The organism is Geodermatophilus sp. SYSU D00766, assembly GCF_054049915.1.
Map to the genome: position 1 here is coordinate 39,264 of NZ_JBJGYI010000023.1, position 25,061 is coordinate 64,324.

General features: G+C 69.8%; 16 protein-coding genes, 1 tRNA gene and 3 pseudogenes. 10 read left to right on the forward strand and 10 right to left on the reverse strand.

Features of this window, described 5'->3' with window-relative positions:
• Positions 1 to 13: 13 nt before the first annotated feature.
• From ACI8AD_RS16470 to ACI8AD_RS16480, 3 genes are all read right to left on the reverse strand, one after another.
• Positions 14 to 670: a hypothetical protein gene (locus ACI8AD_RS16470; RefSeq protein ID WP_456871598.1), complete on the reverse strand. Its 657-nt coding sequence runs from the start codon at positions 668 to 670 to the stop codon at positions 14 to 16.
• Positions 671 to 735: 65 nt separating this feature from the next.
• Positions 736 to 1,353 carry a DUF4255 domain-containing protein gene (locus tag ACI8AD_RS16475; RefSeq protein ID WP_456871599.1) on the reverse strand — a complete coding sequence of 206 codons (618 nt, stop codon included), beginning with the start codon at positions 1,351 to 1,353 and terminating at the stop codon, positions 736 to 738.
• On the reverse strand, positions 1,350 to 3,866 hold the full coding sequence (locus ACI8AD_RS16480; RefSeq protein WP_456871600.1) for an ATP-binding protein: 2,517 nt from the start codon (positions 3,864 to 3,866) through the stop codon (positions 1,350 to 1,352). Before ACI8AD_RS16480 ends, ACI8AD_RS16475 begins: the two co-directional genes overlap by 4 nt.
• Before the next feature lie 136 nt (positions 3,867 to 4,002).
• Between ACI8AD_RS16480 and ACI8AD_RS16485 the strand changes: the two are divergent.
• The 5 genes and pseudogenes from ACI8AD_RS16485 to ACI8AD_RS16505 form a co-directional block, all read left to right on the forward strand.
• A pseudogene (locus ACI8AD_RS16485) lies at positions 4,003 to 4,276 on the forward strand (IS5/IS1182 family transposase); the annotation flags it as partial.
• Between the two features lie 379 nt (positions 4,277 to 4,655).
• Positions 4,656 to 5,255: a response regulator transcription factor gene (locus ACI8AD_RS16490; RefSeq protein WP_456871601.1), complete on the forward strand. Its 600-nt coding sequence runs from the start codon at positions 4,656 to 4,658 to the stop codon at positions 5,253 to 5,255.
• A gap of 987 nt (positions 5,256 to 6,242) precedes the next feature.
• Entirely contained in the window at positions 6,243 to 7,316 is a 1,074-nt protein-coding gene (locus ACI8AD_RS16495; RefSeq protein WP_456871602.1) for an SIR2 family protein, read from the forward strand.
• A 1,150-nt stretch (positions 7,317 to 8,466) separates the two neighbouring features.
• Complete coding sequence (locus tag ACI8AD_RS16500) at positions 8,467 to 9,048, forward strand: class F sortase (RefSeq protein ID WP_456871626.1); 582 nt, start codon at positions 8,467 to 8,469, stop codon at positions 9,046 to 9,048.
• A gap of 101 nt (positions 9,049 to 9,149) precedes the next feature.
• Positions 9,150 to 10,274 (forward strand): hypothetical protein, encoded by a 1,125-nt coding sequence (locus ACI8AD_RS16505; protein ID WP_456871603.1) that lies wholly within the window; start codon positions 9,150 to 9,152, stop codon positions 10,272 to 10,274.
• Positions 10,275 to 10,434: 160 nt separating this feature from the next.
• On the opposite strand, the gene ACI8AD_RS16510 is transcribed toward ACI8AD_RS16505, so the two are convergent.
• Together ACI8AD_RS16510 and ACI8AD_RS16515 are read right to left on the reverse strand one after the other, a co-directional pair.
• Positions 10,435 to 11,298, reverse strand: a complete 864-nt coding sequence (locus ACI8AD_RS16510) for a hypothetical protein (RefSeq protein ID WP_456871627.1) — start codon at positions 11,296 to 11,298, stop codon at positions 10,435 to 10,437.
• Between the two features lie 734 nt (positions 11,299 to 12,032).
• Positions 12,033 to 12,467, reverse strand: a pseudogene (locus tag ACI8AD_RS16515) (hypothetical protein); the annotation flags it as partial.
• A 441-nt stretch (positions 12,468 to 12,908) separates the two neighbouring features.
• Here ACI8AD_RS16515 and ACI8AD_RS16520 point away from each other — a divergent pair.
• Together ACI8AD_RS16520 and ACI8AD_RS16525 are read left to right on the forward strand one after the other, a co-directional pair.
• A complete protein-coding gene (locus ACI8AD_RS16520; RefSeq protein ID WP_456871604.1) occupies positions 12,909 to 13,715 on the forward strand; it encodes an SLOG cluster 4 domain-containing protein in 807 nt (268 codons plus the stop codon).
• Positions 13,716 to 13,974: 259 nt separating this feature from the next.
• On the forward strand, positions 13,975 to 14,820 hold the full coding sequence (locus ACI8AD_RS16525) for a hypothetical protein (protein WP_456871605.1): 846 nt from the start codon (positions 13,975 to 13,977) through the stop codon (positions 14,818 to 14,820).
• A gap of 830 nt (positions 14,821 to 15,650) precedes the next feature.
• Here the strand turns inward: ACI8AD_RS16525 and ACI8AD_RS16530 are convergent.
• Together ACI8AD_RS16530 and ACI8AD_RS16535 are read right to left on the reverse strand one after the other, a co-directional pair.
• Positions 15,651 to 16,476, reverse strand: a pseudogene (locus ACI8AD_RS16530) (IS5 family transposase).
• Between the two features lie 292 nt (positions 16,477 to 16,768).
• Positions 16,769 to 18,706 carry a hypothetical protein gene (locus ACI8AD_RS16535; RefSeq protein ID WP_456871606.1) on the reverse strand — a complete coding sequence of 646 codons (1,938 nt, stop codon included), beginning with the start codon at positions 18,704 to 18,706 and terminating at the stop codon, positions 16,769 to 16,771.
• Between the two features lie 1,222 nt (positions 18,707 to 19,928).
• Here ACI8AD_RS16535 and ACI8AD_RS16540 point away from each other — a divergent pair.
• Positions 19,929 to 20,312, forward strand: a complete 384-nt coding sequence (locus ACI8AD_RS16540; RefSeq protein ID WP_456871607.1) for a PIN domain-containing protein — start codon at positions 19,929 to 19,931, stop codon at positions 20,310 to 20,312.
• A gap of 565 nt (positions 20,313 to 20,877) precedes the next feature.
• Positions 20,878 to 21,816 (forward strand): site-specific integrase, encoded by a 939-nt coding sequence (locus tag ACI8AD_RS16545; protein WP_456871608.1) that lies wholly within the window; start codon positions 20,878 to 20,880, stop codon positions 21,814 to 21,816.
• 199 nt (positions 21,817 to 22,015) lie between these two features.
• Here ACI8AD_RS16545 and ACI8AD_RS16550 read toward each other — a convergent pair.
• Positions 22,016 to 22,088 (reverse strand) — tRNA-Asn (locus tag ACI8AD_RS16550).
• Between the two features lie 139 nt (positions 22,089 to 22,227).
• Between ACI8AD_RS16550 and ACI8AD_RS16555 the strand changes: the two genes are divergently transcribed.
• On the forward strand, positions 22,228 to 22,542 hold the full coding sequence (locus ACI8AD_RS16555) for a YtxH domain-containing protein (protein ID WP_456871609.1): 315 nt from the start codon (positions 22,228 to 22,230) through the stop codon (positions 22,540 to 22,542).
• 25 nt (positions 22,543 to 22,567) lie between these two features.
• Here ACI8AD_RS16555 and ACI8AD_RS16560 read toward each other — a convergent pair whose 3' ends face one another.
• A complete protein-coding gene (locus tag ACI8AD_RS16560) occupies positions 22,568 to 23,149 on the reverse strand; it encodes a hypothetical protein (protein ID WP_456871610.1) in 582 nt (193 codons plus the stop codon).
• Positions 23,146 to 25,023 (reverse strand): DNA primase, encoded by a 1,878-nt coding sequence (gene dnaG / locus ACI8AD_RS16565; protein ID WP_456871611.1) that lies wholly within the window; start codon positions 25,021 to 25,023, stop codon positions 23,146 to 23,148. Before dnaG ends, ACI8AD_RS16560 begins: the two co-directional genes overlap by 4 nt.
• Positions 25,024 to 25,061 lie beyond the last annotated feature (38 nt).

The window sequence follows — 25,061 nt, forward strand, 5'->3', positions numbered from 1 at the left end:
CTCCTTCCGTTCGTCATTGGTCTGGCTCTTCCGGGACCGGGGACCCGAAGTCCGGCTCGTGGTGGAACCGGACCGGGTCGGTACCGTCGAGATCCACCGGCGCACCGAAGATGTGGACGCGGCCGTGCTGGAGCGCCACGTCGAGCGTCCGGGCCGGCTGGCCGTCCTCCTCGAACAGCAGCGTCGCCGGGACCGTCTGCACCTCGTCGGGGCCTGGGGGCCGAAGCCCGACTGCGAGGGCGAAAGCTCCCCTCTCGTCGGTCGTGGCCGGGAACAGGCGCAGCTGCAGGGGTGCGGCAACGGTGATCCTGACCCCCTCCACCGGCTCCACCGGGCGGTGGCCGTCCGCGTCGTCGGGACCCGACCGCACGACCAGCCCGCGCACGAGCGTCGCGACGTCGTCGAACGGCGCGTCGGGTCGCCGCTCCAGCGCCACGACGTGACTGGCCCCGTCCCGTGCTGGGTTGACCGTGAGGACGACGGGGCCGCGGTAAAAGGTGCGACCGGTCTCGATGCGGAACGTCAGGTCCTGGTCGATCGGCTCGTTGAGCACCGCGACCGCGCCACTGAGATTCCTGACCACCCGCGTGGGGCGCACCCGACCGGTCACCGGGTCCCGGAGTTGGATGTCCAGCCCGCTCCGCACGGGGCGACGGCTCACGCCGTCCATCGGGACGACCACCGCGGTGACGACGTCGCCCCGTCCCGGCTCGACGCCGAGCAGCCCGCGCGGGCTCACGGCTCCTCCCACCCCAGGGGCGGCGCCCCGACCCGTCCCGGCGGCGCCTCGACGACCCCGAGGCGGTGGCGCCGCTCCGTCACCGGTCGCCCGACGAGGGGCGGGTCCAGCGTGACGAGCACCGGGCTGGCCAGGTACACCACCGACGTGCGGTACGAGGTCTGCGGCAGGAGCCCCCACACCCGACTGAGATCCTCCATCGTCGTCGGCTCCGGCGTGACCCGGACCGTTTGGCCAGGCACCTGCGACGTGTCGATGGTCGGCGCCGCGTGCAGGGCCCGGACCGCGGCTCCGAGCGTCAGCAGCTCGTCGGGATCCCCGACGTTGCCGTTGCCCGCGCCCGTCGTGCGGAACACGGACAGCAGGTACCGGAGGTCGAGCGGGATCGCATCCGTCTCGACGAACGGGTCGTCCGGCCCAGCCGGCCCGGCGACTAGGTGAGGTTCGTTGCGCATCGCCTGGTTCGGCACGACGTGGAAGAGGAAGAGCGCGAGCCTGCGGTCCCCGACGTCCTCGGCGACGGGTGGTCCGACGTACACCTGACCGGCACCGACCGCCGCCTCGAGGCGGACTCTCAGGGCGTCGGTGATGTCGGCGATGGCGCGCGCCGTCATGGCGTCGCCTGCCGCTCGGACGCCGTCGGACCGACGGAAGCCAGGGCCAGATCGTCCAGCCCCCTCTCAGCCGCGCGCATGCCCGTCTTGAGCAGCTCGCGTCGGGTTGCGGCGAGGACATGCCGGAAGCCGATCGGCCCGCCCTCCGGTGCCGCGAGGAAGGCGGCGTGCAGGGCGATGTTCTGGATGCTCCCGCCCGTGATCGGCAGCCGGCCGGCCACGGCCACCACGTCGACGTCCGCGCCGAGGGGAGCGCCCGGAGGGAAAGCCCTGTGCCAGATTCGCGCCCGTTCGGCGGCGTTGGGGAGCGCGAACTCGACGACGAAGCGCAGCCGTCGGACGAACGCCTGGTCGATGTTCTGCTTGAGGTTGGTGGTGAGGATCGTGAGGCCGCTGAATGCCTCGAGCCGTTGCAGGAGGTAGGCCACCTCGACGTTGGCATGGCGGTCGTGGGCGTCCTTGATCTCGGTGCGCCTTCCGAAGACGGCGTCGGCCTCGTCGAAGAGGAGGACGGCGCCGGTGCACTCGGCCGCCTCAAAGACGGCATCCAGGTTCTTCTCGGTCTCCCCGATGTACTTTGAGACCGTCTTGGACAGGTCGACTTGGAGGAGGTTCACACCGAGATCTCGCGCGATGATCTGGGCCGCCATCGTCTTGCCGGTGCCGCTGGGGCCGCTGAACAAGGCAGCCACGCCGTCCCCGTAGGGCACGCGAGCCGCGAACCCCCAGTCCTCCAGCACGCGCCCGCCCTGCAGGACGTGCTCCGGTATCGCGTGGAGCAGCCTCCTGTTCTCCTCGCCGAGCACAATGTCGTCCCAGCCGTAGACCGGCTCGACGCTGCGGACGCCCGCGGGCAGCGTGGTGGTCACCAGGTCACGGGCGGCGCGCTGCACGAGCTCAACTGCCGACGCCGGAGCTCCAGCGAGCGCACGTCGCGCTGCCATCGCAACGGCGGGACCGACGTCTCCAGGCTCGACCGTCACCGTGGCCGCCAGGCGGTCAGCGCCGCCGGCCTCCAGCGGCAGGTGCGCCGACTGCGCTGCCCGAGCCCACCACTGGGACCGCTGCACCGCCGACACCGTCGGTGCTCTCAGCGTGAGATGGTCCCGCGGGAGTGCCCGTCCGATCAGGTCTCCGTCGGTGGCGACCAGTCCGCCGCCCCGCACCCGGCGCAGCACCAGGTCGGCGACCCGCCCGCGATCGCCCCCGTCCAGCGAGTCGGTACCCAGCATGAGCAGGGCGCTGCCGAGGAGTTCGCTCAGCACCACCCAGTCGCCGGCGGCCGTGGCCCGCGCCGGCCCGCTCTCCACCGAGCTGAGGTCGCCGGCCAGCAGCGGGAGGCCCGTCGACGCCGTCATCCGGGCGAACCATTGCTTCCGCCTGTCGCCGCCCACCAGACGGACGCCCTGCCCGTGGCGGTCGATCGGGCTCAGCTGTCGGGCCAGCTCGATCTCCTCCGTGGACAGCGGTGGCTCCGACGCAGGGAGCGAGGACTGCAGGTGCGCACCGACGTCGGCGGCCGCACGCTCCGCTGAGGGCGCGAGGAGGTGCGCCATGAGGCCCGCGCTGGGCGTGTAGCCGACGTCGACGCCCAGCGACGCGGCGTCCGCACGCTGGATCAGTCCCTTAGCGACGAGGGAGTTGGCGCCGTACATGAGGCGGCGGATGTCCCACGCGGTCAGCCCCGAGCCGGACATGAGCTCCGCCAGCAGGGTCGCAGCCGGCCGACGCCGGGTGAGGTCGTCCTGCAGCACTCCCACCGCCGTGGCGTAGCGGCCGTCGATCTCGGGCGCGAGCGTCAAGCAGAGGAGCCGGAGGTCGATATCCGAGAGGGAGAAGACCCGGGCCATGTCGTCGAGGGGCGGCGGGAGCGTGAGCCGGGATCCGAACAGGTCCTCCTCGGCGGCCGCGAGCCGGGTGACGAGGTCCGCCTCGCTGGCGTGGGGCGGATCCAGCGCGAGCATGTCCAAGGCCTCGCCAGGGCTGACCGACCAGCCCAGGACACCGGGTCCGGCTTCTCCGGCCCGACGCAGCAGCCGCAGCGTGAGACAGGTTTGGAGCCATCTCGTGAGCGCTGCGAGACCCTCGGAGTCGACACCCCCGGCCGACCGCCCGGTGGCCGAGAGACCGTCAGCACCGATGACGCGGATCTTGGCCTCCTCTTCCCAGGGCCCCTGCGTCACCGCCTCGCCGCCGAAGGCTCGGATGACCTCGGCGAGCTCGTCCCATCGGGGGTTGTCGACCCCGACGAAGGCCCGTGCCGCGAGCGGGTCAACCAGCACGACCATGCGGATCGCGGGGTGGTCGAGGTACCGGCGACAGGCCGCGGGGTCTCGCCCTTCCACGATGAGGACGGCCGGACCGTCTACGCCGGTCTGGCGAACCGCAGAGTCGTCCGGGTCGTCCACCGGGACGACGGTGACCTCGGCCATCTCCCTGAGTAGGGCGTGCAGTCCGTCGCCGAAGGCCTGGCTCGAGAACGGCCCGAGAAGAACCGTCATCCTGCGCGCCACGGCGCCTCCCGCCCGAGTCGTGGATCTCACGATGGACGGCGGTGCCCACGGGTGGAATGGATCATCGGGGCCAAAAGGGGTTCGGTTGAGGTCGGGGATCTCAGCGGGCGGGATTCATGACCCCGCCTAGCCCTGGCATCCGCACGTCACCGTGGACGGCACCCTGGTCCGCACCGACCGGGTCCGCGCCCCCAGGGGCCGACCGCACGCGGCGACCGGCCCGATCGGATGGGCCTGTGGTGGTCGGGCAAGCACACCGCCCACGGTGGCAGGGCTACGGCTGGCCGTTGTGGACCTAGGGCGTGCGGCCCAGCCGCGAGCACGACACCACCGCGCTGCGCGCCCACGCCGAGGCGCTGCCACTGCTGGCCGAGGGGGCCGACGAAGTCCACGCCGCCCTCGCCGACTTGGCTACGGCCGCGGGCGTCGTTACTGAGAATGACTCAGTAATGAAGCCGTGACGGAGTCGTGACGAAGCGGTGACGCACTTGCTGCTACACCCGACCAATGACACGTACGCCGAAGTTGCCCTGGTGCTGGCCGTGAACCAGGGCAGGACGGATCTGTGCTGGTCCCTGATGCTCCCAGACTGCACCGCGGACTCGCACGAAGTCGCCGACGCGTGCGACGTCGTGGACATCGACCAGTTGCGGCTCACATGGGAAGTGGACGTGGAGACTGGGCCTGCGCGAACAGCCAGCACGCACCCCGCCTCCCAACGCGGCCCAGTCCGCGAGTGAGTCAATGCACGTGATCATCTACTCACCGGTACGGCTGTTCGGTGAGTGCATGGCTGCGGTGCTGCGGACTTCCGACCTCGGCGCAGTCGTCCTGGTCGAACACACTACTGTCGACCTAGACCTCAAGGCGGTGGCGTTCGGGGCAGATGTCGCACTGCTTGACGTGACCGCGCACGAGTCGCGTTCAGCGGCCCGGCTCCTCAGAGCCCTGAACCCTGACATCTCGACGGTGGCGGTGGCGGTGGTTGAGGTGGCCGAGGAGGTGATCGCCTGCGCTGAGTCAGGTTTCGACGCCTACATCCCGCGGACGGCGCAAACGGCCGAGATGCTCGAGATCATCCGTCGAGTCGAGCAGGGAGAGACCGTCTGTCATCCGCGAATAGCGCGGAACCTGTTCAACGAGCTGGCGAGTCGCCGTGCACCGGCAGAGCCATGCTTGCCCGATCAGCACCTGACGCCTCGCGAGATTGAGATTGCCCGGCTCATCGGTCACGGAGCGGCCAACAAGCAGATCGCCGCGGAGCTCCACCTCAGCGTCGCGACGATCAAGAATCACGTGCACTCGGTGCTGCGCAAGCTGCAGGTGGAGAATCGGTCGCAGGTGGCGTCCCTTCTCATCCACGACCCGATGATGCTGGGATTTCGTTGAAGAGGAACCGACGTGAGAGATGCAGACTTCACGCCGGTGATGGCCGGCAAGCATCCGACAAAGGAGGAGCTCAGGGCCACACAGGTGTATGAAGGTGCCGTCGTAGCACCGGCCGCGATCGAGCTCCAGGGCGGACGCCTCACAGAGGGCCGTCGTTCGACCGTCAACGAAGTCGCTGTCAGGGCCGCCGTCCGCGCGGCCGCCCCCGGTGTGACCTGGGGGCGCAGCGCGACAAGAGGTCCACCCCGCTGCCGGCCCAGTTGGGCGAGGCGAACCGGTCCTAAGCTGAGCGAGGACACGCGGCAGCGCGGCCGCCGGGCGCTCGGCGAGGACCACGCCATCACGCCGAGCTACCCGCACTTGCCGTTTTCCGGCCAGCGGTTGACGGCGTGGCCAATGGCCCGGAGCGTCCGTTGTGTAGACGCACCTACGGCACTCGTGCGCCTCGTCGTATGAGGGGTAGGTCCTGTACTGGAGGCGTGTGGCGGGGCGTCGTTCAGGGTCGGACGGGAGATGGCTGTGCCACGGTGCACGGTGTCGCCAGGGGAGGCCACCGTGGGTGATGAGGACAGCCGGGTACCCCCAGGTTATTGCAGGCCACGAACCCGGGGCCTCTCCTCTGTTGGAAGGAGGGGGCTCGTGAAATCGTCGTGCTACCTGCCGACGCTGCATCAGCCCGCGAACAGGCCGCGAAGCGATCGGCACCCATGCCGGTGACCGCTGTGAGGAGACCGCTGCAGAGACCTGCTTTCGTCCCGGGAACACCGACGTTCCTGGGCGGATCAGCTCGTCCTCTGCGCTCGTATTGAGGTACGTGTAGGGGAAGCCGTGACCCGAGGGTGGACCAGCACCCGGTGCCCAGCGGGCCCGGGGACGGCATGGCTGTGGCGCTAGGCGCGGCGGCCTGCGAGCCGGGCGGCGCCCGGCCCTCTCCCGACCCTGCGGGTGAGAGAAACGACAGTAGCCCAAGCCAGGAGGTCGGGCGTCATGCGGCTCGAGTTCGGAGATCCGGGCGTCGATCAGCTCCAACATGCCTACCGGGAGAGGCAGGTCTTCCTCGTCCTCGGCGCAGGGGTCTCCGTGGGGTCAGGACTGCCGTTGTGGTCGGAACTGCTCCGCCGGATCTTCACCTCCTGCTACGCCGAAGCAGGCCCCAGGCTGTTCGACACGCTGACGCACGAAGGCATGGCGTTCCCCGTCATGACGAGCCTGCTTGAGGAAACGGCGCGTGACAGAGAGGACGGGTACCGGCCCAGGGAAGCATTCACCGACCTCGTCCGCGCGGCGTTGTACCGAGACTTCCCCTGGTTTCCCGCTGGCGTTCCGCCGCACCGAGCCCGCAACTTTGTGGACGCCATGGACAATCAGAACTCCACCCTGCGCGCAGTATCGGCGTTCTGCACCTCTCGGTCGCCCGACACCGGTCGTTTCCTGCCCAACCCTCGCGTGCGAGCCGTCATCACGTTCAATCTGGATGCTTTGCTGCAGGCTCACTCGCGGGCCAAGTACTGCCTTGATCCGCGCCAGCGACCCATCCTCCGGACCATCGAGCGGCCATCAGCCGGTTCGCAACCCGACAAGCTGAGCGTTTATCACGTGCACGGTCATATGCGCTTTGACAGGAAGCTCGGTAACCGCAAGAAGGAAGCGCCTGACCAGATGGTACTCACGGAGCAGGACTACTTTGACGCCTTCAACGATCCGATGCGTCTGTTCAACTACACGTTTCTGCATCTCTTGCGCGAGTACACCGCCGTCTTCGTGGGTCTGTCCATGCAGGACGAGAACCTCCGCCGCCTCTTGCATCACTCCAAACACGAGCGCGTCCGGGCGCTCCGTGCAGAGGGACGACCGGACGACCAGATCCGCGATCGGGTGTTGCGCCACGTCGCGTTCCTGCCAGCCTCATCAGATCAGGAGGTCCGACGGGCTCAGCTGTCGACGCTCGAACCTCTGGGCGTCCGCGTCGTCTGGTTACCGTCGTTTGGCGAGCTCCCCGCGCACCTGCAGAGGGTCTACGAGACGGACGGAGCAGCATGGTCGGACGTCGACGGAGGCTAGGCCTAGACGAGTAAGAGTCCGAATGGACCGAGGTCGAAGGGCGCTGTAGACGCGGGCGCAGGGTGTTCAAGTCGGGGTAGTGACGACCGACCTCAACACCCTCCTGACCGCACTTTACGTCTGCATCGACGACTATCGACCTCGTGCAAGGTTGGCGTGACAGCGTCCTCGTGACGGACGGCGCAGGGGCGACGTCTCGCTGAGTGGTGGAAGTAGTCCTCACCGTGCCTGGCATGCGGGCTGGACGTCGGACGCCCCGGCGCGGCGGGGCGGTCAGGGCGATTTGTGACCGACGGGCGGCGGAAACGGTCCCACCCGGCGCCCATCCCGCCGTTGACGCACCGGTGACACCGGTCGTGCTGTCCTGCACGAGGCGCTGCCACAGCCCGGCAGGGGTGGGTTCCACCACGGAGGAGGGACGGGGACGCAGCCACCTCGTCCGTCGGCATGCCCCAGGCAGGAAGGAGTGCGCCGTGTCCGACCCTGAAGGCGCGAAAGCCTACGACCCTGAAGGTTCACGAACGCCCGACCCTGAGGGGACGGGAACGCAGCAGCGGCCAGAACACTCTCACCGGTGGTGGAGCGCGGCATATCCGCTGGCGGCCCTGGCAACCGCAATCGGCTTGCTGGCTCTCATAGTCGGCATACTCGGTTTGTTTTACCCCGAACCGCCGACTGTTACGAGAATTGAAAGTCGCGTAATCGAGTCGGGCCCGACCGGCCCGACCGGCCCGACCGGCCCGAGTGGACCTCCCGGGCCAACAGGACCTAGCGGTCCTAGTGGGCCTCCCGGCCCCGGCACAGCGACCGACAACACGACTCCCCCGCAGCCGACAGGAACCACGTCGCCCGGCACGCCCGTCGGAGCACCCCAGACCGGTATCGGTGGCGCGGCAGCGGGACCCGATGTCCTCCTCGTTGCAGTGGGCGGTGGAACCTTGCTGGTGGCCGGTTTCGTCGTGGGTCACACCACGCGTCGGCGCGCGGGCGAGCCCGCTCGTGCTGAACATCCCGCGGACGGGCCGTCGTGACCGGCGCCCGTCGGCGGTGAGTCGAGGAGCGGACGTCCGTGGTCGACGGCAGGCGACGGGTCGCACTCGTCGCCGGCGCCGTCCTCGCAGGCGTCGGCCTGGTCCTCCTCGTGCTGGGGATGCGTGGCCCCGCGTCGTCCCCAGCACCGGAGTCGGCCCGCTCCGCCCCGTCGCTCCCGGTGGACCGCACCGCCGACGCAACCGGCACACCCCAGGTAGAGCCGCCGGTCGACGCGCTGCCCCGGTCCGTGCCGGTCCGGCTCGACATCCCACGGATCGGCGTGCACACCGACCTCATCCCCCTGGGCCTGAACCCGGACGGGACGGTGGCAGTACCACCGCTCGATCCCGGATCCCCGGCCGGTTGGTACCAATACCTGGCCGCCCCGGGGGAGCCTGGCCCGGCGGTCCTCCTCGGCCACGTCGACAGCTACCGAGGACCCGCCGTCTTCTACCGGTTGCCGGACCTGGCGCCGTCGGACGCCGTCGTCGTCCGACGCGCCGACGGCCGCTCCGTCGTCTTCGCCGTCGAGTCGGTGCACACCTACCCGAAAGCCGCGTTTCCCACCGAGGCGGTGTACGGGGCCACCGGCGACCCAGTGCTCCGACTCGTCACCTGCGGAGGCGCCTTCGACCGCGTCCAGCGCTCGTACCTGGCCAACGTGGTGGTCTACGCCCGCTTCGTCGGGTGGTCGCGCTGACCCTGCCCATGGGTCGGGTCGCACGCGGGTGACGCCCTAGTGACGCCAGCCGGCCAGGCTCGGCGTACCGAATACGGAGGACCGACTCGACGGAGGCGGAGTTGTCACAGCTGGTGGCATCGGAGGAGAGCCAGGAGGCCGCAGGCAGTGACGACAAGTCCAGGCCGAGCACCGACCTCCTGGAGCCATCACGTCCTCGCAGGGTGTACGTCCGGGTGGCCGGCAGGAGCGCCACCCAGGACCGCCTCCGGGAGGGGATCCTCGCCGGGCGTGCTGCACTCCGCGCCCATGCCGCGGGGAGCCGGCGACGACCGGGATCCACCCCCACGTGCGACGACGCGTCGCTGACCGCGCTCGTCGCGGAGTACCTCGACCTGGCGACGCAGGCCTACCAGGCGGGCGCCATCAACCTCGGCTGGGGATTCCTGCACCGTGCAGGAGAGACCGAGGTCCTCCTCATGGAGCGGCCGGAGCTGGACGCGGCCGCCGTCGCCCTGGCCGCGGAGTGCGCGGGCGGGAAGATCCCGGGGTGGCGACGCGATGCCATCCGAGGGCTCCTGGCGCGCATGCACGTCTCCCCGTTCCCCGAGCTGGACACGGGGGCACGGTCCGGCCAGCACAAGCCCCGGCGGGCCCACGGGGTCGCCCACGGCGTGCGGTCCGACAGCGCGACGTTGCGGGACGATCGCCTGCTCGTGCGCGAGGCACTGGCTGTCCGCAACGGCTACTCCGCCAACACGTACACGAGCCTCGCCATCACCGCACACCGTCGGCTCTGGTTGATGCTCCTAGGCCTGGCGGTCCTCGGAGCCGTGCTGTTCGGCATCGCCCAGGCTCCTGACCTCGATCCCCAGCCGACCGGGGACCTGCCACCCAGCTCGGTGCTCGCACCGGTGTGGGTCCCCATGACGATGGCCTGCCTCGGGGCCCTCGGGTCCGTGGTCAGCGCCATTCAACGTCTGGCAGTGGACCCACTCACGGGACCAGTGCCTGCCCAGCTCGGGTCCTTCACGGCGACCGTGACACGCCCCCTGATCGGTGCGGTCGCTGCCCTCACCGTATATCTCGCGGCTCGCGGGGGGCTCGCGGTGCCAGAGGCTCATCCCGTCCCCCTGTTGCTCCTCGCGGCCTTCACCGCGGGCTTGACCGAGCGCCTTGTGGTCTACAGAGAGGGCGGAGGGAGCCGGAACCGGCCCGCGGCGACCAGTGGCCAGTCCCCGCCCTGATGGGCATCCGGGACCGCCGGTCGGTGACCACCCGCGCCTTCCCGCTTCGACAGCGGCCGTCGCCGAGTACCCCCGAGGAGGGACGTGCTCCGCGGAGTGCTCCCCTCAACGCCCGACCTGGTCTCCTCGGACCCACCCGCTGCTGTGCAAGACCTCACTTCTAAAGAAGGACCAGTTGCTCCGGCGGGCGGGTGAGGCGCAGCCGCTGGCCGTGCACCTCGACGAAGGTGTCGAGGTGGGTGGCCTGCCCGTCCGGGACCGTGAAGAGGCGGTCCGGCCTCGCTGCGAGGAAGGCGACGAAGCCGCCGAGATTCACTCCCCCGGTGTCATCAAGCGCGAGGTAGTCGACGAGTCTTCGGAACAACTTCGGGAGGACCGGGTTGGCGGTCAACTGGTTGCGTGACCGCAGTTTGAACCCGGCGTTGGTGCTGTCTACTGCCCACACACCCCTGCCCGCATCGCGGGAGGTCCGCGCCGCTTCAGCCAGCGTGTCGCGGAGATCGTGGTAGAGCCGGGAGTAGAAGGTGGGGTATGCCCAGCCGGCCTCGAGCAGCTGGAAGTTGACCGAGGCCCTGAGCTCGACCGCATCCAGGAAGACGCTGCTGCCGTCGTCACCGGCGGGCTGTTGTCCGTCGGCGAACACCAGGGCGACTGCGCGACCGTAGTCGTCGGCGAATCGGGTCAGGATGGCGCCTGGGCGCGCGGTCGGGTCGGCAGCGATGACGATCTCATGCCGGTCCCTGACCACGTCGCCGAAACCGAGCAGGTCGAGCAAGGCGGCGGCAGCGTCGTTGCCTAGCTGGGGGTTCTGTCGCCATGTGTGTGGGCTGGACCGTGGGGTGTAATGGATCTCCAGAGCGTCAACGGCATCGAGCCGGAGCTGGACCCCGTTGTCCGCGTTGGCGCGTACCTCGATGCCCGCGCGGGCCCAGATGCCCGGGTCGGCCGGGTAGAACCGGATGGAATCCCCGTCGGGGGACGTCCCGACGAGCCGGAACTCTCCTCGCAGCAGAGTGAGGGGCATGGCACCCTCCTTCCTCGTCGAACTGCAGGTGGAAGTGGGCGACCCGGTGCGACACCCGGCCGCTCCGAGCCCATGCCGGGTCGTCCCGCCGGAGCGCCCTCCCCTCGACTCCCGGTACACACCGCCGAGGCCGCCACGGGCCTGGCGCCTTCACCGCTCGCCTCTCCGGCGTGCACCACTCCGTCACCGCGGCCCTCCGGTGGACGGGGTCCCCGGCCGACGCGCTCGGGGGGTGCGCCGTTAGGTGGGCGTGGCGATATCGCGCCGAGCCAGAGGGGGCGGTCGTCGCTGATCTGGGGGGCCGTTCCTCGTGACGGTGCGCCACAGGCGCCGACCGGGCCCGGGCCACCAACGAAGCGAGAACCGTGAGCGCACTGAGGCCCACCAGGCCCGCTATGACCGGTAGCCGGCCCGGTTCGCCGATGACGAGCTGCGGCACGGTCGCCCTGCCAGCCTCGAGGAGGGGGGACGTGTCGAGAGGGACATCCGGCCCCCACGCCGAGCGCGCTGCCAGTCGGTCGGACGGTGGACTGGCTTCCAGCCCCGGGGAACTGGGGCAGCTCCCCCGGGACGATCTCGTCGTGGAGCTGCCGGACGAGGACGTCTCGCACCTGCGCCAGCTCCGCTCCCTCGGGCAGGCCGGCGACGTGCCGGAGGGCCGGCAGGACGTCCTCGTCCGGCCGGGGCTCCGTGACGATGTCGACCAGGCTGTGCGCGGCGTCGAGCCGGCCCCAAGTCCAGTCGTTGAGGCACCAGCGCGCGGAGAAGAAGGCGGCGAAGTTCGCCAGATGGTTGTCGGCGAGCTTGTCGCCGACCGAGAAGGGCCTCCCGTCCGCGGCGGTCACCAGCGGGCTCTTGAGGCGCCCGATGTCCCCGAGGCGCAGCCACAGGTCGCGGATGCGACCGTCGAAGGGCATGCCGTGGACCACGCTGCAGGACATCAAAGCGCAGTTGAGTCCTCCGACACTCGCACCGGCGAGGACGTCGACGGGGACCAAGCCGTCCCCGGCTGCGTCCAGCATCCGTCCGTAGGTTGAGGTCTGCGGTCCCGCTCCCCCCGGCGCTCGACGCATCCTGCCGACCTCGCTGCACGCTGCACCCATCCAGACCGCCAGGCTCGCCCCGCCGCGCATCGCCAGGGCTGAGCGGAGCTCCGGCTTGGTGGCCATCGCACACTCCCGTCCGCGACTCGTGGTGAAGAGCTCCCACAGCCCGTGCCGCAACGTCACGAACTCCGGTGAGCTCCTGACGGAGCGCGATCCTCAGCCGTCACCTGGAGCCCGACGATGGCAGTCGGCGTGTCACTGCGGCGTCACGATGCCGTCACGCCGTCCTGCCGACCGGACGCCCGCATGCTGCGGGTCCGTGCGGCTACGCCACTTGCTCACGACGCCTCGTCGGACCGCACCGACGCCGACCACCACCCGAAGGCCTCCCCAGGTGACCGCTCCCGCGGTCGGCGGCCTGGACGTCCACTGCTGGAGGGCCGTCACCGGGTCCTCTGGTGGACCATGACGCCGGGGTGACGTGGTCGTGACGACCGGGCGAGCACCGTTGGGCGTACAACGCAGCTCACCTGCTGCCCACGTCCAGCCGAGGATGGGATCGAGATGATCGAGCACAAGGCGACCAAGCCGATGGCCATTGGCGGATCAATCCCCATCCTCGCCGTTTTCGGTGGCAGTCGCGAGCCGGGTGCAGATGTTCTCGCGGCCGCAGAGCGGATCGGATACGCGATAGCGCGCCACCACTGCGTTGTCCTGACCGGCGGTACCGGGGCCGGAACCGCCACGGTGAGGGACCGAGCCCTAACCGGCGCCGAGCGTTCGACCGCAGACGGCGGCCTTGGGGCGTGGGTCGGCGTGGAGAGGTCTGCGCACGTCGGTACCCCCTCTCGGGACGGACTCCGGCTGAGGCTTCGCCCGGGATACGAGCACAAGCGCAATTACGTTGAGGCTCGTATGTGTGATGCCGCGATTGCATTTCCCGGCGAAGAGGGCACTGCATCTGAGGTGGCGTTCAGCCTCGCCCTCGGCCGGCCAGTGCTCCTGCTCGGGCCGAAGTGGGCAAGCGACCTCCCCCTCGCCGGACCCGCTCGGCCGGCGGGACTGAAGCATCTCCAAGAGCTCGCCTGGAAGGCCGTGCGGAAGAAGGAGGTGACACCGTCCCCGCTGGACCCGCTGATCGAGGAGGCGCTCGACAGCGTGGCTGCCAGCAAGGACCTCAGCCCTTGGGCGCATGGCTCACTCCCCGAATCCGACGACGACGCCAGCGCCCTCGTGGACCTGCTACTTCAAATGCTGCGGCACCGTGTTCGCGGAGTCCCGGCTTTCCCCGAGTACCAGGACCTGGCTACGGCATATGCCGACTCGATCGCCGCCGCCCAGCGTTGCGCCGGCCCGGGGCGGATCGGGTGATCGTGGATAGCCGTGCAGGCCGAGGGTTGTAGGACCGCGGGGTAGCGGTGCTTCCAGGCGTCCATCACCGCGTTCCCGCGGCCAAGTCGCCATGGACCACGACGTTGCTGAGGGCTGTGCGAAGGAGGCGTGAACCGCTCCGGGTTGAGTGAAGGCACCACACCGAACTCGGGGCGGCTAGTCCTCTGCGGCCGTGCCGCTCCATGCGGTGGTACAAGGACTACCAAGTTAGGCTTGGTGCTGAGCACTGGTCCCAGCGGTGACCGGTGACAGGTTGGTGACGGGCGGCATGCTGGGCTGCGTCGTACCGATCGGTGTGCCGGACCAGCCCGGCCGCCCCGGAGGAGCGCGCATGAGCGGCCCAGATGCCCCTGTGGTTGGGCCGGTCGGATCCCCTCCGCCCGATCCGCAGGCGGGAGCATGCCCCGCCTGGCTCCCGTTCGAGGCTCTGCACTCGCAGGAAGCGCAAATCAGCACCATGCAGGCGGGCATCCGGGCGATCGCTTCAGGCTGGCTCTTGGCCACCATGGGCGCGGTCGCCTTTGTGACGACGAAGGACGGCGACGACCTCCTGCTGGACCCGGCGGTCGCGATTTCGGGTCTCAGCCTTCTGGGCAGCGCGGGGCTCGCGGCACTATGGATCCTAGACCAGCTGGTCTATCAGAGCTTTCACAACGCCGTGTTCACCGTCGGGCTCTATATGGAGTACCGGTATCCGTGCCTGCCGCCCACCCGGACGGTGATCGCACTCAACGCCCGCCGCGGTCGCGGCATCCGGCCGTTGATGCAAACTTACTACTTCATCCCCATGGCCGCCCTGGCGCTGTTGGCGGCCATCGCGCTACTGCTCCGTGAGAAGGCTCCGCTCGTCGTCGCCGCTGGCGTGCTGGCCCTCCTGGTGATTCTCGACCTCGCCATCGTCTGGATGTCCCAGCGATTCCGCAACCGGCCTATCGACCGGGCGAAGGACTTCGGCGACGCGGGTTTCACGACGTATATGGAGGGCCTCGGCCACGTGCCTTCCTCGGCTCACGTCGTCTTGGCGCGTTTCGACGTTTCATCGTGCGCCGACCACGGGTCGCCTCGCCCCGCCAGCGGACGGTGACCTCGTCCCGTCCCACGCCGGCCGCGACTCCGGCCGATCCGCGGCCTCGTCAGCGAAGTCGGGCTCGAGCCCGGCGAGGACCCGGTACCCCGCCGCTGCGTGGTCAACATGGACTCGGTCGAGAGCGTCTCTGTCGCGGTCCTCGTCGAGCGGCTCGGACGGTTGACCGACACGCGCATGCGGCAGATCTGCGGAGCCCTCGCCGTCGCGTTCGACTGCGCGGACTGACGCTGTCCCGGTGGAAGCCACACGAGAGCGTCGCAGGACAGTGACCATGCCGTCTGCCACCGTCCCGCATGACTGGCCTGATGAGCACTCCAGGACGGGAGGAACAAGCATCGCCCTCCGGGCCGGTGTGGCCAGCAATGGCCTCGCAAACCGCAGCGCTCGACTGGCTGATGACCGCACGACGGCGCGGCGCTGCTCCGGCTCGTCATGTGGCGCTGAGGCACGCGGAAGGCACGGCAGGCACCTGACTCGACGCTGACCAGCGAATACAACAGCTGAAGAGCCAAGCCTTCCAAGCTGGCCATGCCGGTTCGATCCCGGTCACCCGCTCCACGCGTTTCCCCAGGTCAACCCGGCTGTCAGGCTCTCTGGAGAAGGTCTGGAGGAGCCTCCGGACGGCCCGTTTGAACCCTTTCATGACCCCTGTTTTCCGCTGCGTGGGTCATGAATGGGTCACGCCGTCGCCTTGAACCTCCTGGTGGGACGACCTACCGGACCGCCGATCCGAGCCCATGACCCACTTGGGTCACGCGCCTAGACCAGGACCTGTCGCTCCGCGCCAGCGCCTGTAGACGGCGCTGGCGCCTTAAAAAGACGTTGCATTAGTTCGTCGATAGTCGTCGGGCGCAGATGAGGGTGACGGCCAGTCGGGCCAGGGCGTTGATGGTCACCGCGGTGCGGTCGTAGCGCAGGGCCAGCCGTTTGTAGGACAGCAGCCAGCCCAGGGTCCGTTCAGCCACCCAGCGATGCCGGCCGAGGCGGGCGCTGGAGTCCCGGCCGATGCGGGCGATGCGAGCGGTGATGCCGCGGCGGCGCAGGTAGCGGCGGACCCGGGGGTTGTCGTAGCCCTTGTCGGCGTGCAGCTTGACCGGTCGGCGTCTGGGGTGGGCGCGGCCGCCGCGCCTGATCGCCGGCATCCCGTCGAGGATCGGTTCGACGAGCATGCTGTCGTGGCGGTTGGCGCCGGAGGCGGCGATGTTGAGCGGTAGTCCGGTGGCGTCGACGAGCAGGTGGTACTTGCTGCCGGCCTTGCCGCAGTCGGTGGGGTTGGGGCCGGTCCGCTCACCTCCCTTTTCGCCCGGACGCTGACCGAGTCCAGGCTGGCTCGTGACCAGTCCAGGCGGCCGGTCTCGCCGAGCCGGTCGAGCACGGCGCGATGCAGCCGGTCGAAGACGCCGGCGTCGGCCCATTCATGCATCCGTCGCCAGCAGGTCCAGCCCGACCCGTAGCCGAGCTCGCCAGGCAGCTTGGCCGAGCCGCTGCCGGTGGAGAGCACGAAGGCGATGCCCTCCAGCACGTCCCGATCAGCGGTTCGCGGCCGGCCGGTGCGGCCATGCACGGCAGGCTTGCGCGGCGGGATTAGGGCTCGACTAGCGCCCAGAGTTCGTCGCTAATCAGCCGCGGCGGCGGGGAAGACGCCGACGACATGGCGCACAGCCTGCGCCAAAGCTGCACCCATGACAGAGGCCGAGGACCTACTTGTGCAATGTCTTCTAAGGCGCCGAACTCGATGGTGAGCCGGTAACCGTTGGCGTCGTGGCGTGCACGGTAACGGTAACGGTCCAGTACTCGGCCAGCATGCTGGCCAGTCAGGCTGCGGCGGTCATGCTGGCAGCCTCACATGACAGCGTCTCCGCCAGGCGTTCGAGCGGAATCCCCCAACTAGAGCGTCAGCCACGGCCCCTTAATCGCTCGTGGCTCTCGATGAGCAGGCTGCCGTTCAATAGAGGCCCTCCCGCGCTGTGTTGTCACGCTTGGGAGGCGAGGAACCGGACCCCACGCATCCCCAAAGGTTCCGGATACGCTCAACCACCCAGATGGCGTCAAGTCTCGCCGCAGGAAAGGGAGCGATCAAAGATGAAAGCTCAACCTCGAGCTCATGCACCGCATTCAGCAGGGCGCGCAACCGGTGTTTTTGCGCATCGGGCAGTGCGAGGTCACACTGTTCGAGCGCCAACTTCACGAGCGAGACCCTCGACTCGAACAACTTGAGTGACGCCGCTTGCCAGAGTTCGGGCGTGCCATCGAGGGCGTCCAAGAGATCATCGGCGGCAATCCAGGCCACCGACCTGATGGCGACAGACTCCGTTTCCCAGGCACGCCTGGCATCAAGATTGGCCGGAAGGAAGGTGCTGAAAGGCATACGATCGAAGGTTGTAACTGCCCGTTGCCAGATGGGGACGGTTAGTTCAAGAGCGGCAGCTGTGACGTGAAGTACCTGACCCTCCTCACCGTCTTTCAGAATGCCGAACGCTCGGATGTTGGGCAGGAGGGTATGTCCGCACGTCAGGGCCTGAAAGCAGGGGTTGATGTCCTCGAGGTCCAGACGAGCCACTGTAATGGTGGCCGTTGCGGCGTTGAAGTCAGCCTTATGGACGTGAATACCATTGGTTCCAAATAGCGCCTCGGCTCGCCGCCAGGCGGGTAGTCGGCCAGGCTCGTTTGGCGCTGGCAGTGGGCGGGATGGTGAACCTAGAACCCCAGAAGCAAAGGCCGCTGCTGCATCACACCCTCGAGCGAAAGAGTCGGCTTGAATCGTGGCGTAGGTCACTCTTTCGAGCTCGACCAATCCGCTCTCAACGACAAACTTGCGCTCAATACCATCCCAAGCAATCCATTCGTGCGCTTCCCCATTCCGAAGCTCTGGAAGGATCGTCCGCGCAGCGACACCCGATATCCATCCCTGCTGGGCGATGAGCTCTTCCCTCAGCGGTGTGAGGGTGGGGACGGGCCTAAGAGCCCCCTTAATGAGACACAGAACGGCCCAGCCGTACTGCCGGACTGGGCCCTCCGCGAGGCGCTTATACATGTCGGCGAGCGCAAGGGCTCGAGCTTCCGTGTCTGTCTTCTGAACGACCTGCGCGCGCGCCTTATTGACGCGCCTGCGGCTTTGGCGAAGTACCGGCTCTAAGGACTTTATCTTCTCAAGCAGTGCAACTTGGAGCTCCTCCGACGCGTCAAGAATTCGAGTCAAGAGCGCATCCATAGACGCGTAGGCCATGACCTGATCCTCAGCGGAACAGATCCAGCCCACGACGCAAACCGAGACCAAGTCGTCCACTACCGCAGGGACGCCTAGTGACATGAGGTGCGGAAATACTTGCTGCAATAGGCGGCTATGGTCGTACTTGTAGTGAGCGAAGACTCGGCTCGGGCTGAATTCGCCATCCTCGTCAACCGGCTTGTCAGTGATCCCGAAGGCGGCGCCAAGAATGTCGTCGCACGGCTGTATAAAGATCGGCCAGGCCTGCGTCAATTCGTGCAATTTATCAGTCTGGGATTCCTGCGGGCGAGCTGTTTCCACACAGTCCATAATGTTCCGTAGGCAGTCATTGACAGCTTGGACAATGGCGCGCCCAGCGGCGTCGTTGAATGGCTCGAACGGTTGCAGGGCGAGGAGGTGTGAAAACACTTCTGTGCGACTCTCGCACAGAAGCTCGAACCAACGCTTGACGTCTGAGTAGCCGTCAGCTACCGGATCGCCGGCATCGCACGTTTCGGCAAATCGGCGCAACGACTCGGTTAGGGCCTTTGCATGCGGGCCCCATGACCTGGGGTCAATTGGTAGCGAATGAGCGTGCCGCAACTCCGGCTCATCGGAGATCGCGGTGAACAGCAAGGAGGTGAGTCGCTTGCGGGCGTCAGGTGGCAGGGTCATGTTCGCTCCCAGATCGAAATCACACTTTGGGGTATACATCAGCCCAGAGCTCGTGACGCACGGGCACGGGGGTGCGTTGGCTCGTCATCTGCCCCCTCAACTCGCAAGGAGACACCAGCTAACGGCCTCGCTCATCCTGATGCGTGTTACCAACACGGGCCTCGATGACACGCTTCGGCGATGCAAAGGAGGCCCGTGATTCGACGCGGCTTGCGGGATGCGCATGGATCGGCCCTGATGACAGCATGATCAAGGCCATACACAACGCTCCGTTCGGGGACAGCTGTCGGGGCATGGCCGAGCCAGCCGAAGCTGCCGGATAGGCCGTCTACCTCTCATCGTGCGAGCGCCAGAGGTACGCCGAGTTCAGGCCGGCCAATGTCCGCCAGCCCGATGCAAGCGCCAACGTCAGTGAAGGCGTCGTCCATCCGTGCGATGACCGCCTCGGCCATGTCCGCGGTCAAGGACGCCGCTTCGCTGCCAGCATCGATGCCGCTGGCATGTAACCGCTCGCGAGCCCGCGCGTCGTCATGGACCAGGTAGTTACGGAAGGTACTCAGCCGGCGCAGCGTCTTGACCGTCTCGGCAAAGAGGGGCGGGTGCCCGCACCGCCGATCGCTCGGGGCGCCTCCTGCCAGCGCGCCACCCAGCCGCCCCGACCTTGCGGCTCGACCTCGGCGAGGTGGTAGGCGCGGTGGATCCAGCCCTTGGCGGCAGCCTGCGCCAGCACGACGGTCCCGACCACCGCGTCCAGCTCGCGGAGGCGCCGCTCGTGACGCCCCGTCTGCGCGGCTTCCGTCGCCCGTTCCCGCGCTTGATGGGGCTCCTCTTCGCTACTGGAGACAGACCAAGATCATGTGCCACACACCTCTTGCTCGCAGGGACGGTGCCGAGGTGTACGACTCGAGAAGCATCAGCCGCGCGTGATGGTGCGCCGTGGGGAAGCTGCTCAGGCTCGTTGTCGGCGACTACCCTCTGACGCCATGAGCGAGCGAGGGGCGGTCGAGGACCCCCTGGCCGGGTGGGACCCTCGCCGCCGCGCGTCCCTGGAGCGCCTCTGGCAGCGGTTTCACGAGGCCGCCGGCGACGCCCGCCTCAGTGACGAACTGCTGGCCGAGCGCCGACAGGAGACCCGCGCACCCGGCCGTGCCGGCCCCCACGGGGAGGTCGGCGTCGATCGGCGCCCCGGTTCCCGCCCGACTGACGGCGGTCCGAGCGGCGAGTGATCGTCCTGGATGCCTCGGCCCTGCTGGCGCTGATCAACCGCGAGCCCGGCTGGGAGGTCGTGGCCCGCGCCGCGGCCGGTGACGATGCCACGATCAGCGCCGTCAACTACTCCGAGGTCCTGCAGAAGGCCGCCCGTGTCGGGATCGCCGCCGAGGAGATCGATGCCGCGCTCGACGAGCTGGCCATCTCCATCACGCCCTTCGGGCGGCTCGATGCCCGGCTCGCGGCGTCCTTCTACCGGCACCGGTCCGACCTGAGCCTGGCCGACCGGGTCTGCCTGGCCCTGGGACGCAGCCTGTCCAGCGTCACCTACACCGCCGACCGGTACTGGCTGAACTGGGCGGACGACCTCGATGTGCACGTGGTCGTCATCCGCTGACGCCGAGGACAGCGGGCTCGTGCGACCTCGACGCGCCTCGCCGACGCCGCTCGGAAGGCAGGATCTCCAGTCCTCCTCCGGTACGGCGGCCGACTCAGGAACGGGCCGTCGCCCCCGCGAGCGACCTCGGACTGCAGAAGGACCGGAGGTCCGTCGACAGGCTGGCTGAGTCGGCGGCCACCGGAACTGGATCTCCCCCGATGCCGGGGCAAGGCTGGCGCGTGTCAACCGGCGTCCACCGGTTTCGGGTCCTCCCCAGCCGGACCTCGCATCGCCGGTCCGACACCACGGTGCCTCCGAGGCTGGCCGGGGCTGCGGTGCCGACCTCCGCAGCGCAGACCGCGGGAGCGCGAGGAGTCGTCATGGGAAGGCCGCCACTGCCTGTGGGGACCTTCGGCACGATCCGCTTCGAGCAACTCGGCAGAAACCGGGTGCAGGCGGGCGCCAGCTCCGCGACCTCGACGGACGCCGCCGCTACGTCGTCCGTAACGCCCCGACCCGGGCGCAGGCCGAGCGGCGGCTGCGCGAGGCCTTCCGCGACCGCGGCCGCACCGAGACCCCGCCGGTGCCCACGGACAGCCGGCTGCACGCCCTGGCCGCCCGCTGGCTGGCCGACGTCGACGACAGCGAGCTGGCCGCCGGCACCAAGCGGCTCTACCGCTTCGTCGTCGACTCCTACATCCTGCCCGGCCTGGGCGAGCTGCGGCTGCGCGAGATCACCGTCCCTGCCGTCGACCGGCTGCTGACCGCCGTCCGCAGCAGCCACGGCGTCGGCACGGCCAAGTCCACCCGCAGCGTCCTGTCCGGGATCCTCGCCCTCGCCGTCCGCCACGGAGCCCTGCCCACCAACTCGGTCCGGGAGACCTCCCTGCGGCGCACCACCCGGCCGGCAAGGACCCCGCGGGCGCTCATCGTCGCCGAGGCCCAGCGACTGCGGGAGGAACTCGCCGCCGATCCCGACGCCGTCCGCCTGGACCTGCCCGACTTCGTTGACCTCATGCTCGGCACCGGCGTGCGCATCGGCGAGGCCTGCGCCATCCGCCCGACCGCGGTCGACCTGGACGCCGCCACCCTGGCGGTCACCGCCACCGTCGTGCGCGTGCCCGGCCTCGGCCTGGTCATCCAGGAGGTGCCCAAGTCCGACGCCGGGCGGCGCACCATCGCCCTGCCGCCGTTCGTCGTCGAACTGCTCCGCCGCCGCTGCGCCGCCATCCCCTCGGACGCCGACCCGAGGGTGCTCTTCCGCAGCCCGCACGGCCGGCTGCGGGATCCCAACAACACCAGCGGCGACCTACGCGCGGCGCTCGACCGGGCCGGCTTCGACTGGGTCACCTCGCACGTCTTCCGCAAGACCGTCGCCACCCGGCTCGACGAGGCCGGGCTGTCCGCCCGGCAGATCGCCGACCACCTCGGCCACACCCGGCCCAGCCTCACCCAGGACGTCTACATGGGCCGCCGGCTCGCCAGCCCCGAAGCCGCCGCCGCACTGCAGCGCACGCTGTAGCAGCGCCCTTCAGCCCAGGCCGCCCGGCTCCGCCGACACTCCGCCGTGCGGCCGCGCCATTGCCGGCCACCGTCACGCCCTCTCCGGAGATGCCTCGACAGCGGTCGCACCGGGCCGTGTGGGGGAGGGGTTTGTTGGTCGCTTGTTGGCCCTTGGTAGATCATCTACCGACCGCACGAGCCGCTGACCTGCGGTGTTGCTCCCCCGATTGGACTCGAACCAATAACCCTGCGATTAACAGTCGCATGCTCTGCCAATTGAGCTACGGGGGACGGGCGGGCGTGGCCCGCGCGCAGGTCCACAGTACCTGACGGCCCCGGGCGCCCTGCGCAGGCTCCTCCCATCGCGGACGGGAGCGTCCGCCCGTAGCGTGATCACCCGGTCGTTGACGTCTCGAACACGGAGGTCCCCGTGGCCAAGTTCTCCTTCCTCCTCGGCTTCGGCGCCGGCTACGTCCTCGGCGCGAAGGCCGGCCGTGAGCGCTACGAGCAGATCCTCGGCCTGTGGTCGGACGCGAAGGACAACCCGCAGCTGCAGGGGCTGGCCGGCATGGCCCAGGCCCGCGCCGACGACGTCGTCAGCTCGGTGAAGGAGAAGATGGGCCGCGACACCGGCCCCGCGCCGGCCCCGGCCCGCAGCACCGGCACCACGACGCTGCCCCCGGCGACGACCACCGAGGCCCCCGACCTGACGGCGCTGCCCGCCGACCCGCCGCCGGTCGGCTGAGCAGGCGCCGCCGGGCGGGCCAGGCTCAGCCCGGCTGCTCGGCGGCGAGCGCCTCCTCCAGCTTGGCGCGCGCCACGGCCCGGGCCTCCGGGTCGGTGCGGTCGGCGTCGTCGTCGAACACGACGGTCCACTCGCGGGCGGCCTGACCGGGCACCCGCCGGGCCACCAGCAGCACCCCTCCCCCGCCGGGCAGCGGCGAGCGGCGACTGGCGACGACGGTCTGGTCGACCCGCCGGCGCACCACGGCCGGCAGGTCGCCGGCGTCGGTGAGCGCGTACCGCTCGGCCGGCTCCCGCGCCTGCACGCCGGGCTCCACCTCGGCCAGCGCGGTCACGGTGAACGTGCCACCGCCGTCGTTGGTCGCCGCCCAGCGGGCCGCACCGACCTCGTGCCAGCGCAGCACGCCGACGTCGCCGGCCGCGTCGAGCCGCAGGTCGGCCGGGACCACGCGCAGCCCGCGGCTGGTGGCGGTCAGCCAGCCCTGCCCGCGCGCCAGCTCCCCCCACGCCAGCACCCGCTCGTCGGCGTCCGCCGACGCCTGGACGACGGCGCGCACCGGCTCCGGCGGGCGGGCGAACCGTCGGCGCAGCCGCTCGCCCAGGCTCACGTCAGCCCGCCGATCGCCCGTTGCCGCAGCGAGATGGCTTCCTGCTCGAGCGCCATCAGCCGGGAGAACGCGCGCATGTACTCGTCACCCTGCTCGACGGGGTTCATCCGCTGCAGCTTCGCCTTCAGCGCGGTCACCTGCCGCACGGTGGCCATCTCCTGCAGCCGCGCCAGCACAGCCGACACGTAGACGGCGTCGGCGTCGCCCACCGAGCGCAGCGGCTCCACCGCCAGCGCCGTGAGCTGCGCGCGGGCGGTCTCCCGCTCGCAGTGCCCGGCCACCTCGTCCAGCCACGCCGGACCCGACACCCGGGCGGCGGCCGCTCCCCCGGCCGCCGCGACGGCCGCGGCGACGGCGGCGTAGTCGGGATCGGTGTAGGCGGCGGGCGGGACGGCGTCGAACGACGGCCCGGCGATCTCCGGCACCTGCAGCGCCGCCTTGACCGCCTCCCGCTCGACGGCGAGCGCGGCGTCGTCAGGGGTGCGCTTGGGCTGCCGCGGCCGGCGGGGCGGGGCGGTCTCCCCGCCGGTGATCCGCCGGACCCGCTCGAGCACCTCCCCCTCGTCGGTGTCGCCGATCAGCCCGGCCAGCCGCCGGGCGTAGGCCGGGCGCAGCGCGTGGTCCTTGACCTGGGCGAGCAGCGGCGCGGTCCGGTCGAGCGCGGCCACCCGGCCCTCGACGGTGTCGAGGTCGTACTCGGCCAGCGTGGTGCGCAGCACGAACTCGATCAGCGGCGTCCGCCGGGCCACCAGGTCGCGGACGGCGGCGTCGCCGTGCGCCTGGCGCAGCTCGCAGGGGTCGCGCCCGTCGGGCTCGACGGCGACGAACGTCTGCGCGATGAAGCGCTGGTCCTCCTCGAACGCCCTCCGCGCGGCCTTCTGGCCCGCGGCGTCGCCGTCGAAGGTGTAGACGACCTCCCCGCGGAACTCGTCCTGGTCCATGAGCAGCCGCCGCAGCACGCTGATGTGCTCGGGGCCGAACGCGGTGCCGCAGGAGGCCACCGCCGTGGTCACCCCGGCGAGGTGGCAGGCCATGACGTCGGTGTAGCCCTCGACGACGACGGCCTGGTGCCGCCGGGCGATGTCGCGCTTGGCCCGCTCGATGCCGTAGAGGACGGTGCTCTTCTTGTACAGCGGCGTCTCGGGGGTGTTGAGGTACTTGGGGCCGGGGTCGTCGTCCATGAGCTTGCGGGCGCCGAACCCGATGACGTCGCCGGTGATGTCGCGGATCGGCCAGACCAGCCGCCGGTGGAAGCGGTCGATGAGCGTGCCGCGAGAGGACTCCTTGGCCAGCCCGGCCGTCACCAGCTCCTGCTGCGTGTAGCCCTTCCCGCGCAGGTGCCGGGTGAGCGCGTCCCAGCCGCCCGGGGCGTACCCGCAGCCGAAGTCGACGGCGACCTGCCGGTCGAAGCCGCGGTCGGCGAGGAACTGCCGCGCCGGCGCCGCCTCGGGGCTGCGCAGCTGCTCGGTGTAGAACTCCGCGGCCGCGGTGTTGGCCGCGACCAGGCGCGCCCGCTGCCCGACCTGCGCGCGGTCGGGCGCGCCGGTGGGGCGGCCGCCGTCGTCCTCGTACTTCAGGTCGATGCTCGCCCGCGCCGCCAGCCGCTCGACCGCCTCGGTGAAGCTCAGGTGGTCGATCTGCTGGACGAAGCTGATGACGTCCCCGCCGGCTCCGCAGCCGAAGCAGTGGAAGAGGTTGCGCGCGGGCGTGACGTGGAACGACGGCGACTTCTCGTCGTGGAACGGGCACAGGCCCTTGAGGCTGCCGCCCCCGGCCCGCCTGAGCTGCAGGTGCTCGCCGACCACCTCGTCGATCCGGCTGCGCTCGCGCACCAGCGCGATGTCCGCCGCTCGGATGCGTCCCCGGCCGGCCATGGGCCCCCTCCGTCGTGCTGCTGCCGGGACGCCGGTGC

What these genes read in the sequence shown, in the direction of transcription:
- ACI8AD_RS16470 (WP_456871598.1), bottom strand. Translation starts at nt 670, where the DNA reads ATGGACGGCGTGAGCCGTCGCCCCGTGCGGAGCGGGCTGGACATCCAA.
- ACI8AD_RS16475 (WP_456871599.1), bottom strand. Translation starts at nt 1,353, where the DNA reads ATGACGGCGCGCGCCATCGCCGACATCACCGACGCCCTGAGAGTCCGC.
- ACI8AD_RS16490 (WP_456871601.1), top strand. Translation starts at nt 4,656, where the DNA reads ATGGCTGCGGTGCTGCGGACTTCCGACCTCGGCGCAGTCGTCCTGGTC.
- ACI8AD_RS16495 (WP_456871602.1), top strand. Translation starts at nt 6,243, where the DNA reads ATGCGGCTCGAGTTCGGAGATCCGGGCGTCGATCAGCTCCAACATGCC.
- ACI8AD_RS16500 (WP_456871626.1), top strand. Translation starts at nt 8,467, where the DNA reads ATGCGTGGCCCCGCGTCGTCCCCAGCACCGGAGTCGGCCCGCTCCGCC.
- ACI8AD_RS16510 (WP_456871627.1), bottom strand. Translation starts at nt 11,298, where the DNA reads ATGCCCCTCACTCTGCTGCGAGGAGAGTTCCGGCTCGTCGGGACGTCC.
- ACI8AD_RS16520 (WP_456871604.1), top strand. Translation starts at nt 12,909, where the DNA reads ATGATCGAGCACAAGGCGACCAAGCCGATGGCCATTGGCGGATCAATC.
- ACI8AD_RS16535 (WP_456871606.1), bottom strand. Translation starts at nt 18,706, where the DNA reads ATGACCCTGCCACCTGACGCCCGCAAGCGACTCACCTCCTTGCTGTTC.
- dnaG (WP_456871611.1), bottom strand. Translation starts at nt 25,023, where the DNA reads ATGGCCGGCCGGGGACGCATCCGAGCGGCGGACATCGCGCTGGTGCGC.